The sequence below is a fragment of the Sphingosinicella sp. LHD-64 genome (genome assembly GCF_031157375.1).
GTDB lineage: Bacteria > Pseudomonadota > Alphaproteobacteria > Sphingomonadales > Sphingomonadaceae > Allosphingosinicella.
Window position 1 is genome coordinate 446,908 of sequence record NZ_JAVIFV010000001.1, and the last position, 16,527, is coordinate 463,434.

Here is a 16,527-nt window from a genome sequence, read left to right on the forward strand (position 1 = left end):
CCCGTCGCTAAAGCCGGTCCGGGGAAGGAACGAGCCCAACATGTCGACCACGATCGCGCTCGTCGACGACGACCGCAATATCCTGACCTCGCTTTCCGTCGCGCTCCAGTCGGAGGGCTATATCACCCGGCTCTATTCGGACGGCGAGGTCGCGCTGAAGCCGCTCACCGAGACGCCGCCGGACCTCGCCATCTTCGACATCAAGATGCCCAAGATGGACGGCATGGAGCTGCTCAGGCGGGTGCGGGAGAAGGCCGATTTCCCGGTCATCTTCCTGACGTCCAAGGACGAGGAGCTCGACGAGGCGCTCGGCCTCGCCATGGGCGCGGACGACTATATCGCCAAGCCCTTCTCCCAGCGCCTTCTCCTCGCCCGCATCCGCGCCGTGCTGCGCCGGACGGAGGCGCGGGCGCGCACGGCCGGCGAGAATGACGAACCGGAGGCGGCGGAGATCGCGCGTGGACGCCTCGTCATGGACCCGGCGCGCCATCGCGTGCGCTGGGACGGCAGGGAGGTGGTGCTCACCGTCACCGAATTCCTGATCCTGGAAACGCTGGCGCAGCGCCCCGGCGTGGTGAAATCGCGCAACCAGCTGATGGACATCGCCTACCAGGACGACATCTACGTCGACGACCGCACCATCGACAGCCATATCAAGCGGATGCGGCGCAAGTTCCGCGAGGTCGACGGCGCGTTCGGCGCGATCGAGACGCTCTACGGTGTCGGATACCGCTTTGCCGAGGAATGACGCGCCCGAGCTGAAGCTCGGCTGGTCGCGGCGGCTCTCGATCCGCCAGCGCATCCTCGCCGTCAACATCTTCGCGATCGTGATCCTCGCCGGCAGCCTCTTCTACCTGGACGGCTTCCGCAGCCGCCTCACCCAGGCGCGGATCGATCAGGCCCAGTCCGAAGCGGTGATGATCGGCCATATGCTCGCCGCGGCGCCGCGCGAGATCTGGCAGCCCGCCCTGATCCAGCTCGGCCGGGATTCGGGCACCCGCCTCCGGGTCTATTCCCGCGACGGCGCCAAGCATGAGGACAGCTGGAACGGCGCGCCGCCGACCTATGAGCTGCGCGACCCGTCGACGGAAGCCTGGTATCGCGACGTCGCGCGCGCGCTCGACAACGGCTTCGACGCGATCGTCGGGGCGCGCCAGCCGGAGCCCTTCACGCCGCCGGTCGTGGACCGGCTGCCGGCCTGGCCGGAGGCTGTGCAGGCGCTGCGGTCCGGGGCGCCCGTCGTCGAGAATCGTCGCGCTCCCGACGGCACCGCCTATGTCAGCGCCGCGGTCGGGATCGGCCGCGCCCGTGAGAATGTCCTGCTGCTCACCGTCAATGCGCGCGACGTGCGCCGCGTCGTCCGCGCCGAACGGCTCAGCCTCGCCATCATCCTGTTCGGAACGCTCGTCCTGTCGGCGCTGCTGTCGCGCTTTCTCGCCCGGACCATCGCCAATCCGCTGCGCGCCCTCGCGCTGGCGGCGCACCGGGTCCGGCTCGGGCGGGCGCGGGAGGTCGACGTCCCGACCCTGCCCTCGCGGCGCGACGAGATCGGCCTGCTCGCGCGCGCGCTCAGCGACATGACCCAGACGCTGAGGCACCGCATCGACGCGACGGAGGCCTTCGCTGCGGATGTGACCCACGAGCTCAAGAATCCCCTCGCCTCGCTCCGATCGGCGGTGGACTCGCTGGAGCGCGTCGAGGATCCGGGCCTGCGGCGGCAATTGCTCGACGTCGTCCGCCACGACGTCGTCCGGCTCGACCGGCTCGTTGTCGACATCGCCGAATCGGCCCGGCTCGATGCCGAACTCTCCCGCGCGCGGTTCGAACCGGTCGACCTCGGTCGGCTGATCGAGGCCATGGTCCCGACCTGGGAGGCGCGTGCCGCGACGCGCGGCGTCGAGATCGCCTTCGCGCGGCCGCTCGCCGGAACCGCCGTCATCATGGGCGACGAATCGCGGCTGGCGCGGCTCGTCGACAATCTCGTCGACAACGCCATCTCCTTCTCGCCCGAAGGCGGGCTGGTCGATGTGCGCGCAGCGGCGGCCGGGGAGGAAGTTCTGGTCAGCGTCGACGACGAAGGGCCGGGGGTGCCGACGGATTCGCGTGAGGCGATCTTTAACCGCTTCCATTCCATTCGCCCGGATGAGGATTTCGGCCGCCATTCGGGCCTCGGCCTTGCCATCGCCAAGGCCATCGTCGAGGGTCACGATGCGCGGATCGAGGTCAGGGACCGGCATGACGGGCGGGCAGGCGCGCGCTTCGTCGTGCACTTCCGGGGAGCGGCGGCGTGAAGAATCCCATTTTGTCATCCGAGACCGTCCATGTGAGCGCGGTATCGATCGACGGCCGCGCCGTGCTGATCGGCGGCCTCTCCGGCAGGGGCAAGTCCGATCTGGCGCTGCGGCTGATCGACCGCGGCGCCCGTCTGGTCAGCGACGACTATACGATCGTCCGCCGGGTCGACGGCCGGCTCCTCGCCGGCGCGCCGCCCAACATTGCGGGCCGGATCGAGGTGCGCGGCGTCGGCATCCTCGAATTCCCGAATGACGAGGGTGTGCCCGTTGCCCTCATCGTCGATCTCGGCCTCGAGCCGGAGCGGCTGCCGAGCGAAGGCGAGACGCGGACGCTGGCCGGCATATCGGTGCCGGTCATCGGGCTTGCAGGGCTCGAGGCGTCCGCGCCGATCAAGGTCGAGGCCGCGCTGAAGCTGTTCGGGCTGAAGTCGTGACCCGGGCCGCCTCGCCGACCCGCATCCTGCTCGTCACCGGCCTGTCCGGCGCAGGCAAATCGACCGTGCTCAAAACGCTGGAGGATCTCGGCTGGGAAGCGGTCGACAACCTGCCGCTCTCCCTTCTCAACCGCCTGCTCGCGACGCCGCTGCCCGCCGGGGCGGACGAGCCGCGCTCGCTCGCGCTCGGGCTCGACAGCCGGACCCGCGGCTTCGACGCCGAGAAGATCGTCGGCGAGATCAAGCGCTTCGCCAGGGAGCGGCACCAGGCGATCGAGACGCTCTACCTCGATTGCCAGACCCACGAACTCCTGCGCCGCTATTCGGAGACGCGGCGCCGCCACCCGCTCGCGCCCGATCGTCCGGCGACCGACGGCATCGCGGAAGAGCGCGAGATGATGGCGCCGCTGAAGCGCTGGGCCGACCATGTCATCGACACGACCGACAGCGATGCCAATGGGCTGAGGCAGCAGATCCGCCACCGCTTCGGCGCGGGCGCGGATGCGCCGACGCTCGGCATCCAGTCCTTCGGCTTCGCGCGCGGCCTGCCGCGCAATGCCGACCTCGTCTTCGACATGCGCTTCCTCAGGAATCCGCATTGGGAGCCGGCGCTGCGCGACCTCACCGGGCTCGACCAGGCGGTGCGCGATCATATTGCGACCGATCCGGCCTATGAGGACGCCGTTTCGCGAATCGAGGACTTGCTGCTCGTTCTCCTCCCCCGCTACCGGGCGGAGGGGAAAGCCTATGTTTCGGTCGCCTTCGGCTGTACCGGCGGGAGACACCGTTCCGTCCATGTCGCCCATCGGGTCGCGGCACGGTTGCGCGCGGCGGGATTTTCGCCCACTCTGGAGCATCGCGACCTCGCCACGCCGCCTCGCGACGGCATAGAGCGGTCCGCTGAAACGGGTTTGGATGCGACGAAGGCGGACGACGGCTTTCAAGGTGACTAGATGATTGGTTTGGTGCTGGTGACTCACGGCCGACTGGCGTCGGAGTTCATTGTGGCGATGGAGCATGTCGTGGGTCCGCAGGAGCGGATCGAGGGCATCTGCATCGGCCCCGACGACGATATGGAGACGCGCCGCGAGGACATCGCCCAGGCGATCGCGCGGGTCGACGACGGCAATGGCGTCATCATCCTCACCGACCTGTTCGGCGGCACGCCGTCCAACCTCGCCATCTCGCTCATGAAGACCGACAAGATCGAGGTGATCGCCGGAATCAACCTGCCGATGCTGATCCGGCTCGAGGGCGCGCGCAAGACGATGGACGTGAAGGCGGCCGTGGCGGCCGCGCGCGAGGCCGGCCGCAAGTATATCTCGGTGGCGAGCGAGGTGCTCGGCGAGGCGGCCGCCTGATGATCAGCCGGACCGTGGAGGTGCGGAACAAGCGCGGCCTCCATGCCCGCGCGAGCGCGAAGTTCGTCACCCTCGCCGCCCAGATCGATGCCGCGGTCGAGGTCGAGAAGGACGGCACCAGGGTCTGCGGCACCTCGATCATGGGCCTGATGATGCTCGGCGCCGCGATGGGCGACAGCATCACGATCAGCGCCACCGGTCTCGGCGCCGAGCTGGCGGTGGATCGGCTCTCCGCACTGGTCGAGGACCGGTTCGGCGAGGAATGATGGACCTATCACGTCACCCCAGCGAAGGCTGGGGTCTCAGGCAGAAGATGGCGCCGTGTATCTCCTTGAGATGCCAGCCTGCGCTGGCATGACGGATTAGAGATCAGTGCCCAAGCAGATCACCTCCTTCTCCAACCCGATCGTCAAGCAAGCCCGCGGCCTGCGCGACAAGAAGCACCGGCGCGCCGAGGGCCGCTTCCTCGCCGAGGGGCTCCGCATCCTGACCGAGGCGCGGGAGGCGGGCGTCCTGCCAGAAATCCTGTTCTATTCGGACGCGTCCCATCCCCTGCTCCGTCAGCTGATCGACAAGACCGAGGCGGCCGGCGGCGACGCGATCGAGACCAATGCCGACATCCTCCACAAGATCTCCGGCAAGGAGAATCCCCAGACGGTGCTCGGCGTCTACAGGGCGTTCGACACGTCGCTCGCCCGGATCGACCGCGACGCCGCGCCGCTCTGGATCGTCGCCCAGGCGCTGCGCGATCCCGGCAATATCGGCACCATCCTGCGGACCGGCGACGCGGTCGGCGCCGGCGGGTTGATTCTCGTGGACGACTGCGCCGATCCCTTCTCGGTCGAGGCGATGCGTGCCTCGATGGGCGCCCTGTTCACCCAAAAGGTGGCCGCCGCGCGATGGGACGCGTTCGTGCCCTGGCTTCGTTCAGGCCCGGGCCAGCTGGTCGGGACCAGTCTCAAGGCCGTCCATGACTATCAGGAACCATGCTATACCAGGCCGACCTTCATCCTGGTCGGCAACGAGCAGGCGGGGCTGCCCGGGGCGTATGAGGCGGAGTGCGACGTGCTGGTGAAGATGCCGATGCTGGGCAAGGCCGACAGCCTCAATGCGGCGGTGGCGACCGCGGTGATGGCCTATGAGGTGATCAACCAGTGGCGGAGGATGACATGAAGGCGATCCTGATCGCGGGCCTCGCGGCGCTCGCCGCCTGCGCGACTCCCGCCGAAAACAACCAGATCGGGGAGGACGCCTATCGCGCACTCGGCACCGAGCCCTTCTGGTCGGTGACGATCGCCGACGGCCAGATGCGCTACGAGACGCCGGACAGCCGCGACCTCATCGTCCCCGCGCCGGAGCCGCGGACCAGCTTCAACGGCCACCGCTACGAGACCGAGCGCCTGACCGTCGACGTGACCCATCAGCCGTGCAGCGACGGAATGAGCGACCGGCGCTATGCCGACACGGTGCGCGTCACCGCCGACGGGCGCGAGCTCAGCGGCTGCGGCGGCGAGATCCTGCCCCCCGCCAGTCTCGCCGACACGAGCTGGAGCCTCGTCGCGATCGGCGGCGAGGCGGTCTCGGGCGAGCGCTATGCGATGCAGTTCACAGCCGACCGGGTGAGCGGCCAGGCCGGCTGCAACCGCTTCGGCGGCAGCTACGCGCTCGCCGGCGAGACGCTGACGCCAGGGCCGATCATGTCAACCCGGATGGCCTGCCCCGAACCGGCCATGACCCACGAGGGCCGCGTCCTCGCGGTCCTGCGTGGACCGGTGACGGTGAGCTTTCCCGACGGCGACACGATGGTGCTCGCCGGCAATGGCGGCGAAATCCGCCTGCGCCGGGCGATCTAGTCGGGTCGACGGGGAGCACGATCACTCCCCGCCCCTCTTCACAGCCTAAAGCGGCTCCCAGCCATATTGGGTGCAATAGCCGACGAACTCGTCCACCTGGAATTGGGTGTAGGTTCCCGACAAATGATACTGGACGTAGTGAAAGCCGCACTCGGGATCGATCTGCCCGACCTGCACCTGATGCGAGGCGTCGCTGTACATATAGGTCCGATAGGCAGCTTCCCGGTAGTCGAAGCCCGCAGTGGCCGGACCGGCGCCGGTGACCGTCAACACGGCGGCCAATGAGGATATTTTGAACCACCTGCCCATAATTTCCTCCAACGTTCTGATGGTGGAACAGATCGCATGACGCAGTCTATGATTGACCTCCGCGATCTTGTTACCATCGCAACAAAAGGGTGAAAGTCCATCTGTTCCGAATACTGTACGATTTCAATTTTAGGAGGGCAGGCGCAAAAACGCGCCTTAATTGGGCTGGCCGTCTTTTTCGGTCGGAAACAACTTGGTGAGCGGACGCGGCGCGCCTTCGATCAAGGGCAAGTCCTCGATCTCCTTGGCGCCGCTCGAGACTTCCAGCGCTTCGAAGCGCTTGGCCTGGGTCATCACCTGGCTCTCCAGGCTGCCGACGAAGGCGTTGTAGGCGCCGGTTGCGAGCTCGAGATTGCGGCCGAGCCGGGCGACATGGGCGCCCATCGTGGCAAGGCGCGAATGGAGCTCCTTGCCGAGCCGGGCGATCTCGGCCGCCTCCTCGGCGAGCCGCTCCTGCCGCCAGACGCTCGCGACGGTGCGGGCGATCGCGACGAGGTTGGTGGGGGTCGCGAGCAGCACGCGGCGCCCGAAGGCCCACTCCCACAGGCCGTCGTCCTGCTCCAGCGCCGCGGTGAGGAAATGCTCGCCCGGGATGTACATGACGACATAGTCGGCGGCGTCGCCGAACTGTTCCCAATAATTCTTGGAGCCGAGTTGCTGGGCGTGGGTGCGGATCGCCGCGGCATGCTTCTGGAGATGGGCGGCGCGGGCGGCCTCATCGATCTCCTCGCTCGCATCGAGATAGGCGTTGAGCGAGCATTTGGCATCGATGATCAACTTGCGCCCGCCCGGCATGCGCACGATCACGTCGGGGCGGAGGCAGCCGTCGTCGGTCGTGACCGAAACCTCCGACTGGAAATCGGCATGCGGGGACAGGCCCGCCTGCTCGAGCACGTTGCGCAGGCTCTGCTCGCCCCAGCGCCCCCGCGCCTTCGGGCTGGCCCGCAACGCGTTGACGAGGTTGCGCGTCTCGTCGCGCACCTGGGTGTGCCCGGTGTGCAGGAGCTGCACCGCTTCGCGCAGGCCGGCATATTGGTCGACGCGGTTCTTCTCGACCTCCTTGAGGCCATCCTCGTAGCGCTTCAGCGTCGCCTCGACCGGCTGAAGCAGCGCCTTCAGTTGCGCCTCGCTCTTCTCGCTGGCCTGATGGAAGCGGGCGTCGGCGCGCTCCAGGAACTGCTTCTGCGCCTCGCTCAGCAGCTTCGAGCCGACCTCGTTGAACTGCGCGGCGAGCGCGTCCTTCGCCTCCATCAGCTCCTTCATCCGAAGCTCGAAATTGCGGGCGTCCGCCTGCATCTCGGAGAGCTGGCGGAGCGCCGTATCACGCTCTGACGTGACCTCGGTCAACGTCATGCGCAGCAGCTCACCCGCCCTGGCGCGCTCCTCCGCTGCGGCATGGCCTTTTTCCGCCTCGCTCACGCGCGTGCGCAGATCGTCCCGTTCGGCATGGAGCGGCGCCGCCTGGCGCGCTGCGGCGAACCAGCCGAGGCCCAGACCTCCGATCAGGGCGACAAGCGCCAGGATGACGACGGTGACGGGTTCCATATTCCCATGTCCTGCAGCGGAACGAAGCACGAACTTAGCGCTGCAGGGGCGCGGGCTCAAGCCGGACGGAACGGAAGGTGTGGAAAAGCCGTTCGGGAGGCGTCAGGGAGGCGGCATGTTCGGGACACGGCTGATTCTCGCAGGCATGTTGGCGGCGCTCGGCGTCGCCGGCTGCCGGCCGGCGCCCGAGACGGCGCCGATCGACAATGGCACGGCCAAGGTCGAGGCCGATGACGCCCCGGTGGCCGATCTCAACGCGTCGCTGGCGCTCGACCAGCTCGCCGGGGCCGAGAACCATATGGCGGCGCCCGAAGGCTTTGGCGGGCTGCCGCCGGACGACCGCGCGCTGCGCTTCGTCGGCCGCTGGGCGGCGGAGGTGGGCATGTGCCGCAGCCAGGCCTGGGTGTTCACCCACGAGCGGCTGACCACGCCGGCGGGATCGGTCTGCGAATTCGGCGACATCACGCCGGTCGACGGCGGCTACGACATCGCGGCGCGCTGCACCGCCGAAGCGCCGCCGCGGGACGACACGATCCGGCTGCGCTTCGCGGAAAGCGCGCGGGCGATGCTGTTCGAATCGGAGAGCGTGGCCGGAAGCGGGCTGGTCTATTGCGGACCGCTGCCTGCGGCGGACTAGGACCAATCGACATTCAGCATGAAACTCCCTCTCCCAGCGGGGAGAGGGTTGGGGTGAGGGGGTTCTGCCTCCGAGAATGGTCCCAAATGCCCGACACCCTCACCCTGCCCTCTCCCTCAAGGGAGAGGGTACAAACCGAATGTCGATCCGTCCTAGGCGGCGCGGCGCGTCGCCGTCTCGCGGCGGGCCTTGACCAGCTTCTTCATGATCATGTCGCGCTTCAGGCGCGAGAGATGATCGATGAAGAGCACGCCGTTCAGATGGTCGATCTCGTGCTGGAGGCAGACGGCCAGCAGGCCGTCGATCCACGCCTCATGTTGCTTGCCGTCACGGTCGAGCCAGCGGGCGCGGACCCGGTCGGGGCGCATCACCTCGGCATATTGATCGGGCACCGACAGGCAGCCCTCATTGTAGGGCACCGTCGTCCCGGAGGTTTCGAGGACCTCCGGATTGATGAAGACGCGCGGGTCCTTGACCGGCTCGCCCTCCTCGTCGCCTTCTTCCGGCTCCTGCAGGTCGATGACCAGCAGCCGCTTGGGCACGCCGACCTGGATGGCGGCGAGGCCGATGCCGGGCGCCGCGTACATGGTCGCGAACATGTCGTCGATCAGGGTCTGCAGCTCGGGCGTGACCTCCTCGACGGGCGTGGAGATCTGCCGGAGCACCGGGTCCGGGGTTTCGAAGATCGGCAGGATGGCCATGGCGGCGATGTAAGGCGAATCGCGCCGCCGTTCAAGAAAAGCGGCGACGCCTGAGCACGATGTAGAGCGCCCCTGTCCCGCCGTGGCGCGGATGGGCGCCCCGCACCGCCGCGATGTCGCCGGCATGGCGCGAGGCGGCGAGCCAGTCGCCCACGGCGGCGCGGATGGCGCCGCGCCGTGCGGGCCGATGGTCCTCGCTGGGCGGCTTGCCGGTGACGAGCAGGACGAGCCGGTCGCCGCCGGCGATCGCGGCCTCCAGCTGGCCGTCGATCAGCGCCCAGGCGGTGGCGAGATTGTGGCCGTGCAGGTCGACGATCCGGTCCGGCGGGACGAGGCCGCGCGCCAGCCGCTTGTCCCAGCTCGCGTCCAATGTGGTGCCCGGCGCCGTCCGGGCCGCCGGCTTCGGCACCGCCTTCACGGGCCGGGAATTCGGCCGGGCGTCGAGCGCCAGAGACGCGCCAGCTTCAGCCGGCGGCGTCGCCCTGCCCTCCAGCGGCCGGACGCTTTCGACCACCTTGCGCCACAGCGCCTTTTCCTCAGCGGTCAGCCGGCGCACGGGCGCGGAGCCTCTCCAGCGCGCCGCGCGGCAGCAGGATCAGCGCGCGGCCGCGCGACTGCATCGCGCCGGCCGTCGTGGCCGCGGCCGGGCCGGCGCCCCAGAACGTGTCGACGCGGTTGGCGCCGCGGATCGCGCCGCCGGTGTCCTGTGCGATCCACAGGCCATCGGCGCGGGGATTGTCCATGTTGGAAAGCAAGACCGGCGCGCCCAACGGGATGAAGCGCGGATCCGCGGCGACGCTGACCTCTGGCGTCACCGGCCGCCCAAGCGCGCCCAGCGGGCCGGGGCCGGTGAGCTCGCGGAAGAAGACGTAGCTGAGGTTTTCCTGCATCACCGCCCGGCCCTCCTCGGGATGGGCATGGAGCCACGCGACGATCTTCTGCATGCTGACCGGCGGGGCGATCAGGCCGCGGTCGCGCAGCACGCGGCCGATCGCGACATATTCGCGCCCGTTCTGCCCGGCATAGCCGATCCGCATCACGCCGCCGTCCGGCAGCCTCAGGCGCCCCGAGCCCTGGATCTGGAGGAAGAACAGCTCGACCGGATCGGCGGCCCAGCCGATCTCCAGCCCGCGCCCGGCGAGCGCCCCGGCTTCGATCGCTGCGCGGTCGTGATAGGGCACGTAGTTGCCGCTTTCATCGACGCGGCCCCGGCCTCGCGCGCCCGTCGCCGGATTGGCGTCGAGGAGATCGGGCGGAACCGCATAGACCGGCACCTCATAGCCCGTCTGGCGGATGCGCGACCCGCGGATCTCCGGTTCGTAATAGCCGGTCGCGAAGGCGGCGCCGTCGCCGACCTCGACCGTCTCGAAATGGCGGCGGAAGAACAGGACGTCCGACTGCGGCGTCCAGTCCGTGACGACCGCATCGGCGTCGCTGCAGGCCCCGCGCCAGTCCTCGGGCCGGGTGAGGCCGCTCGCGTCCTGGCGGGTGATCAGCGACGGACAGCTGATCCGGAAGGCCTGGAGCGCGCGTGTCGCCGCGGCCGGCTCGAGGCCGAGATCCGGCCCGGACCGCACCCCGGCCTCGACCGCCGTCGCCGGCTGGGCTGCAGGTGGGGGCGTCGGCGGCTGCGGCGGCGTCACCGCCGGTTGCCGCGGCGACACGCAGCTCGCCAGCGCGACGAGCAGAAATCCGGCGGCCGGCCAGCGCGGAAGTTTCGGAAGTTTCAGCTTCCCCGGACGAAAAAAACCATCCGTCGGCGGCAGATGCGGCCGTTTCGCCGATCGAGATCGAAAGATGGATTCGCCGCCGCCCATCCTGAGGGCATAACCCGTTCGGGCCGCTGTAGGAAAGCGCGGCAGTTTCAGCCCGACGCGACGGAACCCGATGCCCGGCTCGTTTGTCGTCGCGCGAGCACAATCTCGAGATGCGGGAGACGGACATGGAGCTCGTGACCCACAAGAAGTTCAAGAGCGGCCGGCTGATGCCCTGGGGCAAGGGCACGGTCGTCCGCGGCGCCAAGGGAATGGTCTACCTGTGCGGAAACACCGCGACCGCCAGGGATTACGACCCGACCGGCGCGACAGGCGGATTCGCCGGCGACCCGGCCGCGCAGTGGCGCGAGGTCCTGGCCAACATCAAGTCGGATCTGGAAGAGCTGGGCAGCGGCCTCGATCATCTCGTCCGGCTGACCTTCTTCGTCAAAGGTCCGTTTCCGAACGGCGGCGTGCTGAGCTCACCCAACTACCGGCTGGACGTGCTGGACGACTTCTTTGCCGAACATTGCCCGAAACATTGTAGCGACAACAATCCGGCGCCCTCGGAGGTGATCGGCGTCGCCGCGCTGGCGCAACCCGACATCGTCATCGAGATCGTCGCGGTGGCGGCGCTGCCGGACTGATCGGGGGCCGGCTCAGGCGCCAGCTTCGTCGGTCTCGACGAGGAGCCAGTTGGGATCCTGGCTCTTGAGATCGCGGCGGAAGGTCCAGATGTCGTTGGTGGGGATCGCGTCGCTCAACGAGCCGGCGACGACCTCGCCCTCGGCATTGCGGGTCACCGCCACGACGAACGCGTCGAAGCGGACCTCGATCTCGGCGTCTTTGCCATCCAGGCGGGCGGCGTCGATCGACGCGCGCTCGATGGCGACGAGCCGGTTGTCGAGCGTCTGGCCGGCGGCCTCGCGCGCGGCGATGGCCGCCTCGAATGCGTCGCGGACCTGCGGGGCGCTAAGATAGGCGAGCTCCTCGCGGTCGCCCTTCCAGAAGGCTTCGAGCACCATCCGGTAGGCGCCCTGAGCGCCCTCGAGGAAGCGGGCGACGTCGAAGCCGGGATCGGCGGCGATGATCGCACGGACGCCGGCGGCGGCGCCCTGGTCGAACGCAAGTCCGGTCGGCTCCGCCGCGGTGGCCGGCGCATCGGCCTTGGCCGGCGCGGCTTCCACGCCCGGCGTGGCTTCGGGGCGGGTCAGCGGGCGCTGCTCGTGACCGGTCCGCTGGCCGAGGACGGCATAGAGCCGAAGGCCCACGAACAGGGCGATCATGGCCAGCAGCACGATTCCGACGGTCAACGAATTTCTCCTGAATGCAGCCGCCTACATAAGCGCGAAACCCTGCGGTTTCAAATGTCCATTCCCCGTAACGACTGAAACGGGCGGATGTTGCGCCGGGATGATGCGGCTGCTACCCGCCCCCGTCGAGGCGACGCCTTTCGAGTCCTCCGGGCGCGCCATGCATTTCCACCGTAATCATCAAGGGTTTGAAACGAGATGGCCGAAGAGAATGGTGCGACCGGCGCGGATGCTGCGAACGGTGCGGACAATGTGGCGCCGGTTGGTGCCGGAACGCTCCCCCAGGTCGGCGTGATCGCGCAATATGTGAAGGACCTGTCGTTCGAGAATCCGAACGCCCCGGCCGTCTACCAGTGGCAGGGCCAGCCGCAGGTCGACGTCCAGTTCAACATCGGCTCGCAGCCGGTAGGGGAGGACGTCTACGAGGTGGCGCTGAAGATCGAGGTCGGCTCGAAGACCGATCAGGGCACCGTCTTCACCATCGACCTGCTCTACGGCGGCCTGTTCGCGCTCAAGAACGTCCCGGACGAGCAGCTCCAGCCCTTCCTTCTCGCCGAAGCACCGCGCATCCTCTTCCCGTTCGCGCGCCAGGTGCTCGCCGACGCGACCCTCCAGGGCGGCTTCCCGCCCTTCCTGCTCGATCCGATCGATTTCGGCAGCCTCTACATGCAGCAGGCCGCGCAGCAGCAGGCGGGCCTCACCGGCGGCCAGGCCGGCGAGGTGACGGGTCAGGCCTGACGTCCCGGAAGACATCGTCATTCCAGCGAAAGCTGGAATCTCCGTTCTTTTACGGCAAAGAGATTCCAGCGTTCGCTGGAATGACGGGATTTCATCGATGACGGGCCGATTTCCGAAGAGGCTGGAGCGGGCGGACAAGGTCGCGGCATCGCGATGAATCTCGTCCGCGCCTTTTCCTCGATCGGCCTGTTGACGCTGGCGAGCCGCGTGCTCGGCTTCGTCCGCGACATGCTGATGGCGCGGTTCCTGGGTGCCGGCTTCGCGTCCGACGCCTTCCTGATCGCCTTTCGCCTGCCCAACATGTTCCGCGCCCTCTTCGCTGAGGGCGCCTTCGCCTCCGCCTTCGTGCCGATGTTCAACCGGAAGGTCGGGGAGGATGACGGCAAGCTGATCCGCGCCTATGCCTTTGCCGAGCAGGCGCTCGCGGTCCTCCTTCCCTTCCTGATCCTGTTCACCGGCGCGATGATGCTGCTCGCCGGGCCGGCGGTGCTGGTCCTTTCCGGGGGGTTCAACGACGTCACCCCCGAGCAGTTCGCCTTCGCGACGGAGCTGGCGCGGATCACCTTTCCCTACCTCTTCTTCATCAGCCTGGTGTCGCTCCTGGGCGGCATCCTCAACTCGCTGCACCGGTTCTGGGTGAATGCGGCGGCGCCGATCCTCCTGAACCTCTGCCTGATCGTCGCGCTGATCTTCTTCCACGGACCCGACCAATATGCGACGGCGCGGGCGCAGGCGTGGGGCGTGACGGTGGCCGGCGTGCTGCAGTTCCTCTGGCTCTGGCTCGCCTGCCGCCAGGCCGGGGTGAAGCTGAGGCTCAGGCGGCCGCGGCTCAACGACGACGTGAAGCAGCTGCTGAAGCTGATCTGGCCGGCCGCGGCCGGCGCCGGGGCGATGCAGATCAACCTCGTCGTCTCGACCATGCTGGCGGCGCGCTTCCTCCAGGAAGGCTCGGTTTCCTACATCTATTATGCCGACCGGCTGAACCAGCTCCCGCTCGGCCTGGTCGGCATCGGCCTCGGCACCGTGCTGCTGCCGACCATCGCCCGCCTGATTTCCGGCGGCGACGAGGCTGGCGCGCTCGATTTCCAGAAGAAGGGGCTCCAGCTCGCCCTGTTCCTGACCCTGCCCGCCACCGCCGCGCTGATCGTCGGCGCCGAGCCGATCATCCGCGGGCTCCTCCAGTACGGCGCCTTCACGGCCGCCGACGCGACCGCCACCGCCTGGGCGCTCGCCGCCTTCTCGACCGGCCTGCCCGCCTACATCATGATCAAGGTGCTGACCCCGGGCTTCCACGCCCGGCAGGACATGAAGACGCCATTGAGGTTCGCGCTGGTCGCGATCGCGGTAAACCTCGTCCTGAACCTGATCCTGATCTGGCCGCTCGCCCATGTCGGGCCGCCGCTCGCGACCGCCATCGCGTCCTGGGTCAATGTCATCCTGCTCTACCGGAGCCTGCGGGCGCGCGGCCATTTCGCGATGGACCGCAGCCTCGCCAGCCATATCGCGCGCCTCGCGCTGGCCGCGATACTGATGGCCGCTGCGCTGTTCGCCGCCAAGCCGCTGATCGATCCGCTCCTGACCGGCACGTTCGAACTGCGCGTCGCCGGCCTCGCCCTGCTGGTCGGCGGCGGCGTCATCGTCTATGCGGCGGCGGTCTTCGTCACCCGGGCCTACACGCTGCGGGAGCTGAAGGCGGTCCTCAGGCGCAAACCCAAGGAGTCATGATGCGCGTCCTCTCCGGCATCCAGCCGACCGGCAGCCTCCACCTCGGCAATTATCTCGGGGCGATCCGGCGCTGGGTGAAGATGCAGGACGAGGCCGAGTGCATCTTCTTCCTCGCCGATCTCCACGCGGTCACCGTCTACAACGATCCGGCGGAATTGCGTGCCAATGTCAACGGGATGGCCGCCGCCCTCATTGCCTGCGGCATCGATCCGGAGAAGTCGCTGGTCTTCAACCATGCCCGGGTGCCCGCCCATCCCGAAATGGCCTGGCTGCTCTCCTGCACCGCACGTGTCGGCTGGCTCAACCGGATGACCCAGTTCAAGGAGAAATCAGGCAAGAACCGCGAAGGCGCCAGCGTCGGCCTCTACGCCTATCCGATCCTGCAGGCGGCGGACGTACTGCTCTACCAGACCACCCATGTGCCGGTCGGCGAGGACCAGAAGCAGCATCTCGAGCTCTGCCGCGACATCGCGACCAAGTTCAACGCCGACTATGGCGTCGAACTGTTCACCCTGCCCGAGCCATGGATCGGCGAGAGCGCGGCCCGGATTATGAGCCTGCGCGACGGCACCGCGAAGATGTCCAAGTCCGACCCGTCGGACATGAGCCGGATCAACCTCGTCGACGACGATGACACGATCGCGCAGAAGATCCGCAAGGCGAAGACCGATCCCGAGCCGCTGCCGGACTCGGTCGACGACCTCGCCGGGCGCCCCGAGGCGCTCAACCTCGTCACCATCTATGCCGCGCTCACCGACCGGACGCCGCAGTCGGTGACCGGGGAATTTGCCGGCAAGGGCTTCGGCGCGTTCAAGCCGGCGCTCGCCGAGCTGCTGGTCCAGACGCTGTCGCCGATCCGCGCGCGGCTCAATGACTTCGCAGCCGATCCGGCGGCGCTCGACAGCATCCTCCAGCAAGGCGCTCGAAAGGCTGCGGAAATGGCGGCGCCGACATTGGAGGGCGCCTATCGCGCGCTGGGCTTGCCGCGCGGAATCTGATAGGACTGGTTTCGCTTCAGCACCGGTTCAGTGCTGTCGTGCGAAGAGGGATGGCTGCTCTGTCTCGGGAAGGTCAAAACTTCCCCGCTTTTTGAAAGGCTTGGTGCCATGTCCATGTCCAAGAGGCTGCTCGCGCTGGCGGCGCCCTTTGCGTTGCTCGCCCTGAGCGCCTGTGCGACGGGGCTGCCGACGCAGGTGCAGCGCTTCCAGATGATGCCCGCGCCGTCGGGCCAGAGCTTCGTCGTCCAGGCGAAGGATCCCGAGAATCAGGGCAGCCTCGAATTCGCGCAATATGCCGGCCTCGTGCGCCAGCACCTGATCGGGCTCGGCTACAGCGAGGCTTCGTCGTCGCAGCAGGCGAGCCTCGTCGTCGAGCTCGATTATGGCGTCGACGACGGGCGCGAGCGGGTCGTCGCGCGGCCCGATCCGTTCGGGCCGGGCTGGGGTTTCCCCTATTACAGCCGGTTCGGCTATTTCGGCCGCCACCGCTACCCCTTCTACTGGGGCTGGCATGATCCGTTCTGGGGGTCGGGCGGCTACGACATCGACAGCTATACGGTCTACACCAGCTATCTCGACATGGACATCCGCCGCACCGCCGACGGCCAGTCGGTGTTCGAGGGGCTTGCCCAGGCGCGCTCGCGTTCGAACGAGCTGCCGGCGCTGGTCCCGAACCTCGTCGAGGCGATGTTCACCGGCTTCCCCGGCAATTCGGGCGAGACGGTGCGCATCACCGTGACGCCGGAACGCGAGCGGCGCGGCGGCTAGGAGCCAAGGACTCCGTCATTGCGAGGAACCTAGCGACGAAGCAATCCAGTCGGAGGCACGGGCCTTGGGCTGGATTGCCACGCTTCGCTCGCAATGA

Annotated in this window: 20 protein-coding genes; 14 read left to right on the plus strand and 6 right to left on the minus strand. The window is 68.2% G+C overall.

The genetic code is table 11. From position 1 onward, the window contains the following. Nucleotides 1–40: 40 nt before the first annotated feature. The 8 genes from RCO27_RS02150 to RCO27_RS02185 all read left to right on the plus strand — a co-directional run bounded on the left by RCO27_RS02150 (nt 41) and on the right by RCO27_RS02185 (nt 5,942). Nucleotides 41–748, plus strand: a complete 708-nt coding sequence (locus RCO27_RS02150; protein WP_309000991.1) for a response regulator transcription factor — start codon at nt 41–43, stop codon at nt 746–748. Then, entirely contained in the window at nt 720–2,291 is a 1,572-nt protein-coding gene (locus RCO27_RS02155; protein ID WP_309000992.1) for an ATP-binding protein, read from the plus strand. Before RCO27_RS02150 ends, RCO27_RS02155 begins: the two co-directional genes overlap by 29 nt. Then, the gene (locus RCO27_RS02160; RefSeq protein WP_309000993.1) at nt 2,288–2,728 is read left to right on the plus strand and encodes an HPr kinase/phosphatase C-terminal domain-containing protein; all 441 of its coding nucleotides are present in this window, start codon (nt 2,288–2,290) and stop codon (nt 2,726–2,728) included. The genes RCO27_RS02155 and RCO27_RS02160 overlap by 4 nt, the downstream gene beginning before the upstream one ends. Beyond that, the gene (gene rapZ, locus RCO27_RS02165; protein ID WP_309000994.1) at nt 2,725–3,681 is read left to right on the plus strand and encodes an RNase adapter RapZ; all 957 of its coding nucleotides are present in this window, start codon (nt 2,725–2,727) and stop codon (nt 3,679–3,681) included. Before RCO27_RS02160 ends, rapZ begins: the two co-directional genes overlap by 4 nt. Then, entirely contained in the window at nt 3,682–4,089 is a 408-nt protein-coding gene (locus RCO27_RS02170; protein ID WP_309000995.1) for a PTS sugar transporter subunit IIA, read from the plus strand. It abuts the gene before it with no gap. After that, nucleotides 4,089–4,355, plus strand: a complete 267-nt coding sequence (locus RCO27_RS02175) for an HPr family phosphocarrier protein (protein WP_309000996.1) — start codon at nt 4,089–4,091, stop codon at nt 4,353–4,355. Before RCO27_RS02170 ends, RCO27_RS02175 begins: the two co-directional genes overlap by 1 nt. 106 nt (nt 4,356–4,461) lie before the next feature. Continuing rightward, complete coding sequence (locus RCO27_RS02180) at nt 4,462–5,262, plus strand: RNA methyltransferase (protein ID WP_309000997.1); 801 nt, start codon at nt 4,462–4,464, stop codon at nt 5,260–5,262. Beyond that, nucleotides 5,259–5,942: an META domain-containing protein gene (locus RCO27_RS02185; RefSeq protein ID WP_309000998.1), complete on the plus strand. Its 684-nt coding sequence runs from the start codon at nt 5,259–5,261 to the stop codon at nt 5,940–5,942. The genes RCO27_RS02180 and RCO27_RS02185 overlap by 4 nt, the downstream gene beginning before the upstream one ends. Nucleotides 5,943–5,987: 45 nt before the next feature. On the opposite strand, the gene RCO27_RS02190 is transcribed toward RCO27_RS02185, so the two are convergent. Both RCO27_RS02190 and rmuC read right to left on the minus strand, forming a co-directional pair. Continuing rightward, the gene (locus RCO27_RS02190; protein ID WP_309000999.1) at nt 5,988–6,215 is read right to left on the minus strand and encodes a hypothetical protein; all 228 of its coding nucleotides are present in this window, start codon (nt 6,213–6,215) and stop codon (nt 5,988–5,990) included. 192 nt (nt 6,216–6,407) lie between these two features. Then, nucleotides 6,408–7,796, minus strand: a complete 1,389-nt coding sequence (gene rmuC / locus RCO27_RS02195) for a DNA recombination protein RmuC (protein WP_309001000.1) — start codon at nt 7,794–7,796, stop codon at nt 6,408–6,410. A 115-nt stretch (nt 7,797–7,911) separates the two neighbouring features. Here rmuC and RCO27_RS02200 point away from each other — a divergent pair, with 115 nt between their 5' ends. Beyond that, the gene (locus RCO27_RS02200; RefSeq protein ID WP_309001001.1) at nt 7,912–8,433 is read left to right on the plus strand and encodes a hypothetical protein; all 522 of its coding nucleotides are present in this window, start codon (nt 7,912–7,914) and stop codon (nt 8,431–8,433) included. Nucleotides 8,434–8,585: 152 nt separating this feature from the next. Here RCO27_RS02200 and def read toward each other — a convergent pair whose 3' ends face one another. Genes def through RCO27_RS02215 form a run of 3 tightly spaced genes read right to left on the minus strand, consistent with a single transcriptional unit; the run spans nt 8,586 to nt 10,798 of the window. After that, entirely contained in the window at nt 8,586–9,134 is a 549-nt protein-coding gene (def, locus tag RCO27_RS02205; RefSeq protein ID WP_309001002.1) for a peptide deformylase, read from the minus strand. 31 nt (nt 9,135–9,165) lie between these two features. Then, a complete protein-coding gene (locus RCO27_RS02210; RefSeq protein WP_309001003.1) occupies nt 9,166–9,690 on the minus strand; it encodes a Smr/MutS family protein in 525 nt (174 codons plus the stop codon). Beyond that, nucleotides 9,671–10,798, minus strand: coding sequence for a murein transglycosylase A (locus tag RCO27_RS02215; RefSeq protein WP_309001004.1), 1,128 nt, complete (start codon nt 10,796–10,798; stop codon nt 9,671–9,673). Before RCO27_RS02215 ends, RCO27_RS02210 begins: the two co-directional genes overlap by 20 nt. Before the next feature lie 278 nt (nt 10,799–11,076). On the opposite strand from RCO27_RS02215, the gene RCO27_RS02220 reads away from it, so the two are divergent. Next, nucleotides 11,077–11,535 (plus strand): RidA family protein, encoded by a 459-nt coding sequence (locus RCO27_RS02220; RefSeq protein WP_309001005.1) that lies wholly within the window; start codon nt 11,077–11,079, stop codon nt 11,533–11,535. A gap of 12 nt (nt 11,536–11,547) precedes the next feature. Here RCO27_RS02220 and RCO27_RS02225 read toward each other — a convergent pair whose 3' ends face one another. Continuing rightward, nucleotides 11,548–12,174, minus strand: a complete 627-nt coding sequence (locus RCO27_RS02225) for a Tim44/TimA family putative adaptor protein (RefSeq protein WP_374990360.1) — start codon at nt 12,172–12,174, stop codon at nt 11,548–11,550. Nucleotides 12,175–12,399: 225 nt separating this feature from the next. On the opposite strand from RCO27_RS02225, the gene secB reads away from it, so the two are divergent. The 4 genes from secB (at nt 12,400) to RCO27_RS02245 (ending at nt 16,430) form a co-directional block, all read left to right on the plus strand. Further along, nucleotides 12,400–12,939 (plus strand): protein-export chaperone SecB, encoded by a 540-nt coding sequence (secB, locus tag RCO27_RS02230; RefSeq protein ID WP_309001007.1) that lies wholly within the window; start codon nt 12,400–12,402, stop codon nt 12,937–12,939. Between the two features lie 153 nt (nt 12,940–13,092). Next, nucleotides 13,093–14,664 (plus strand): murein biosynthesis integral membrane protein MurJ, encoded by a 1,572-nt coding sequence (murJ, locus tag RCO27_RS02235; RefSeq protein WP_309001008.1) that lies wholly within the window; start codon nt 13,093–13,095, stop codon nt 14,662–14,664. After that, nucleotides 14,664–15,662 (plus strand): tryptophan--tRNA ligase, encoded by a 999-nt coding sequence (gene trpS / locus RCO27_RS02240; RefSeq protein WP_309001897.1) that lies wholly within the window; start codon nt 14,664–14,666, stop codon nt 15,660–15,662. The genes murJ and trpS overlap by 1 nt, the downstream gene beginning before the upstream one ends. A 108-nt stretch (nt 15,663–15,770) precedes the next feature. Then, nucleotides 15,771–16,430 carry a DUF4136 domain-containing protein gene (locus tag RCO27_RS02245; RefSeq protein ID WP_309001009.1) on the plus strand — a complete coding sequence of 220 codons (660 nt, stop codon included), beginning with the start codon at nt 15,771–15,773 and terminating at the stop codon, nt 16,428–16,430. Nucleotides 16,431–16,527 lie beyond the last annotated feature (97 nt).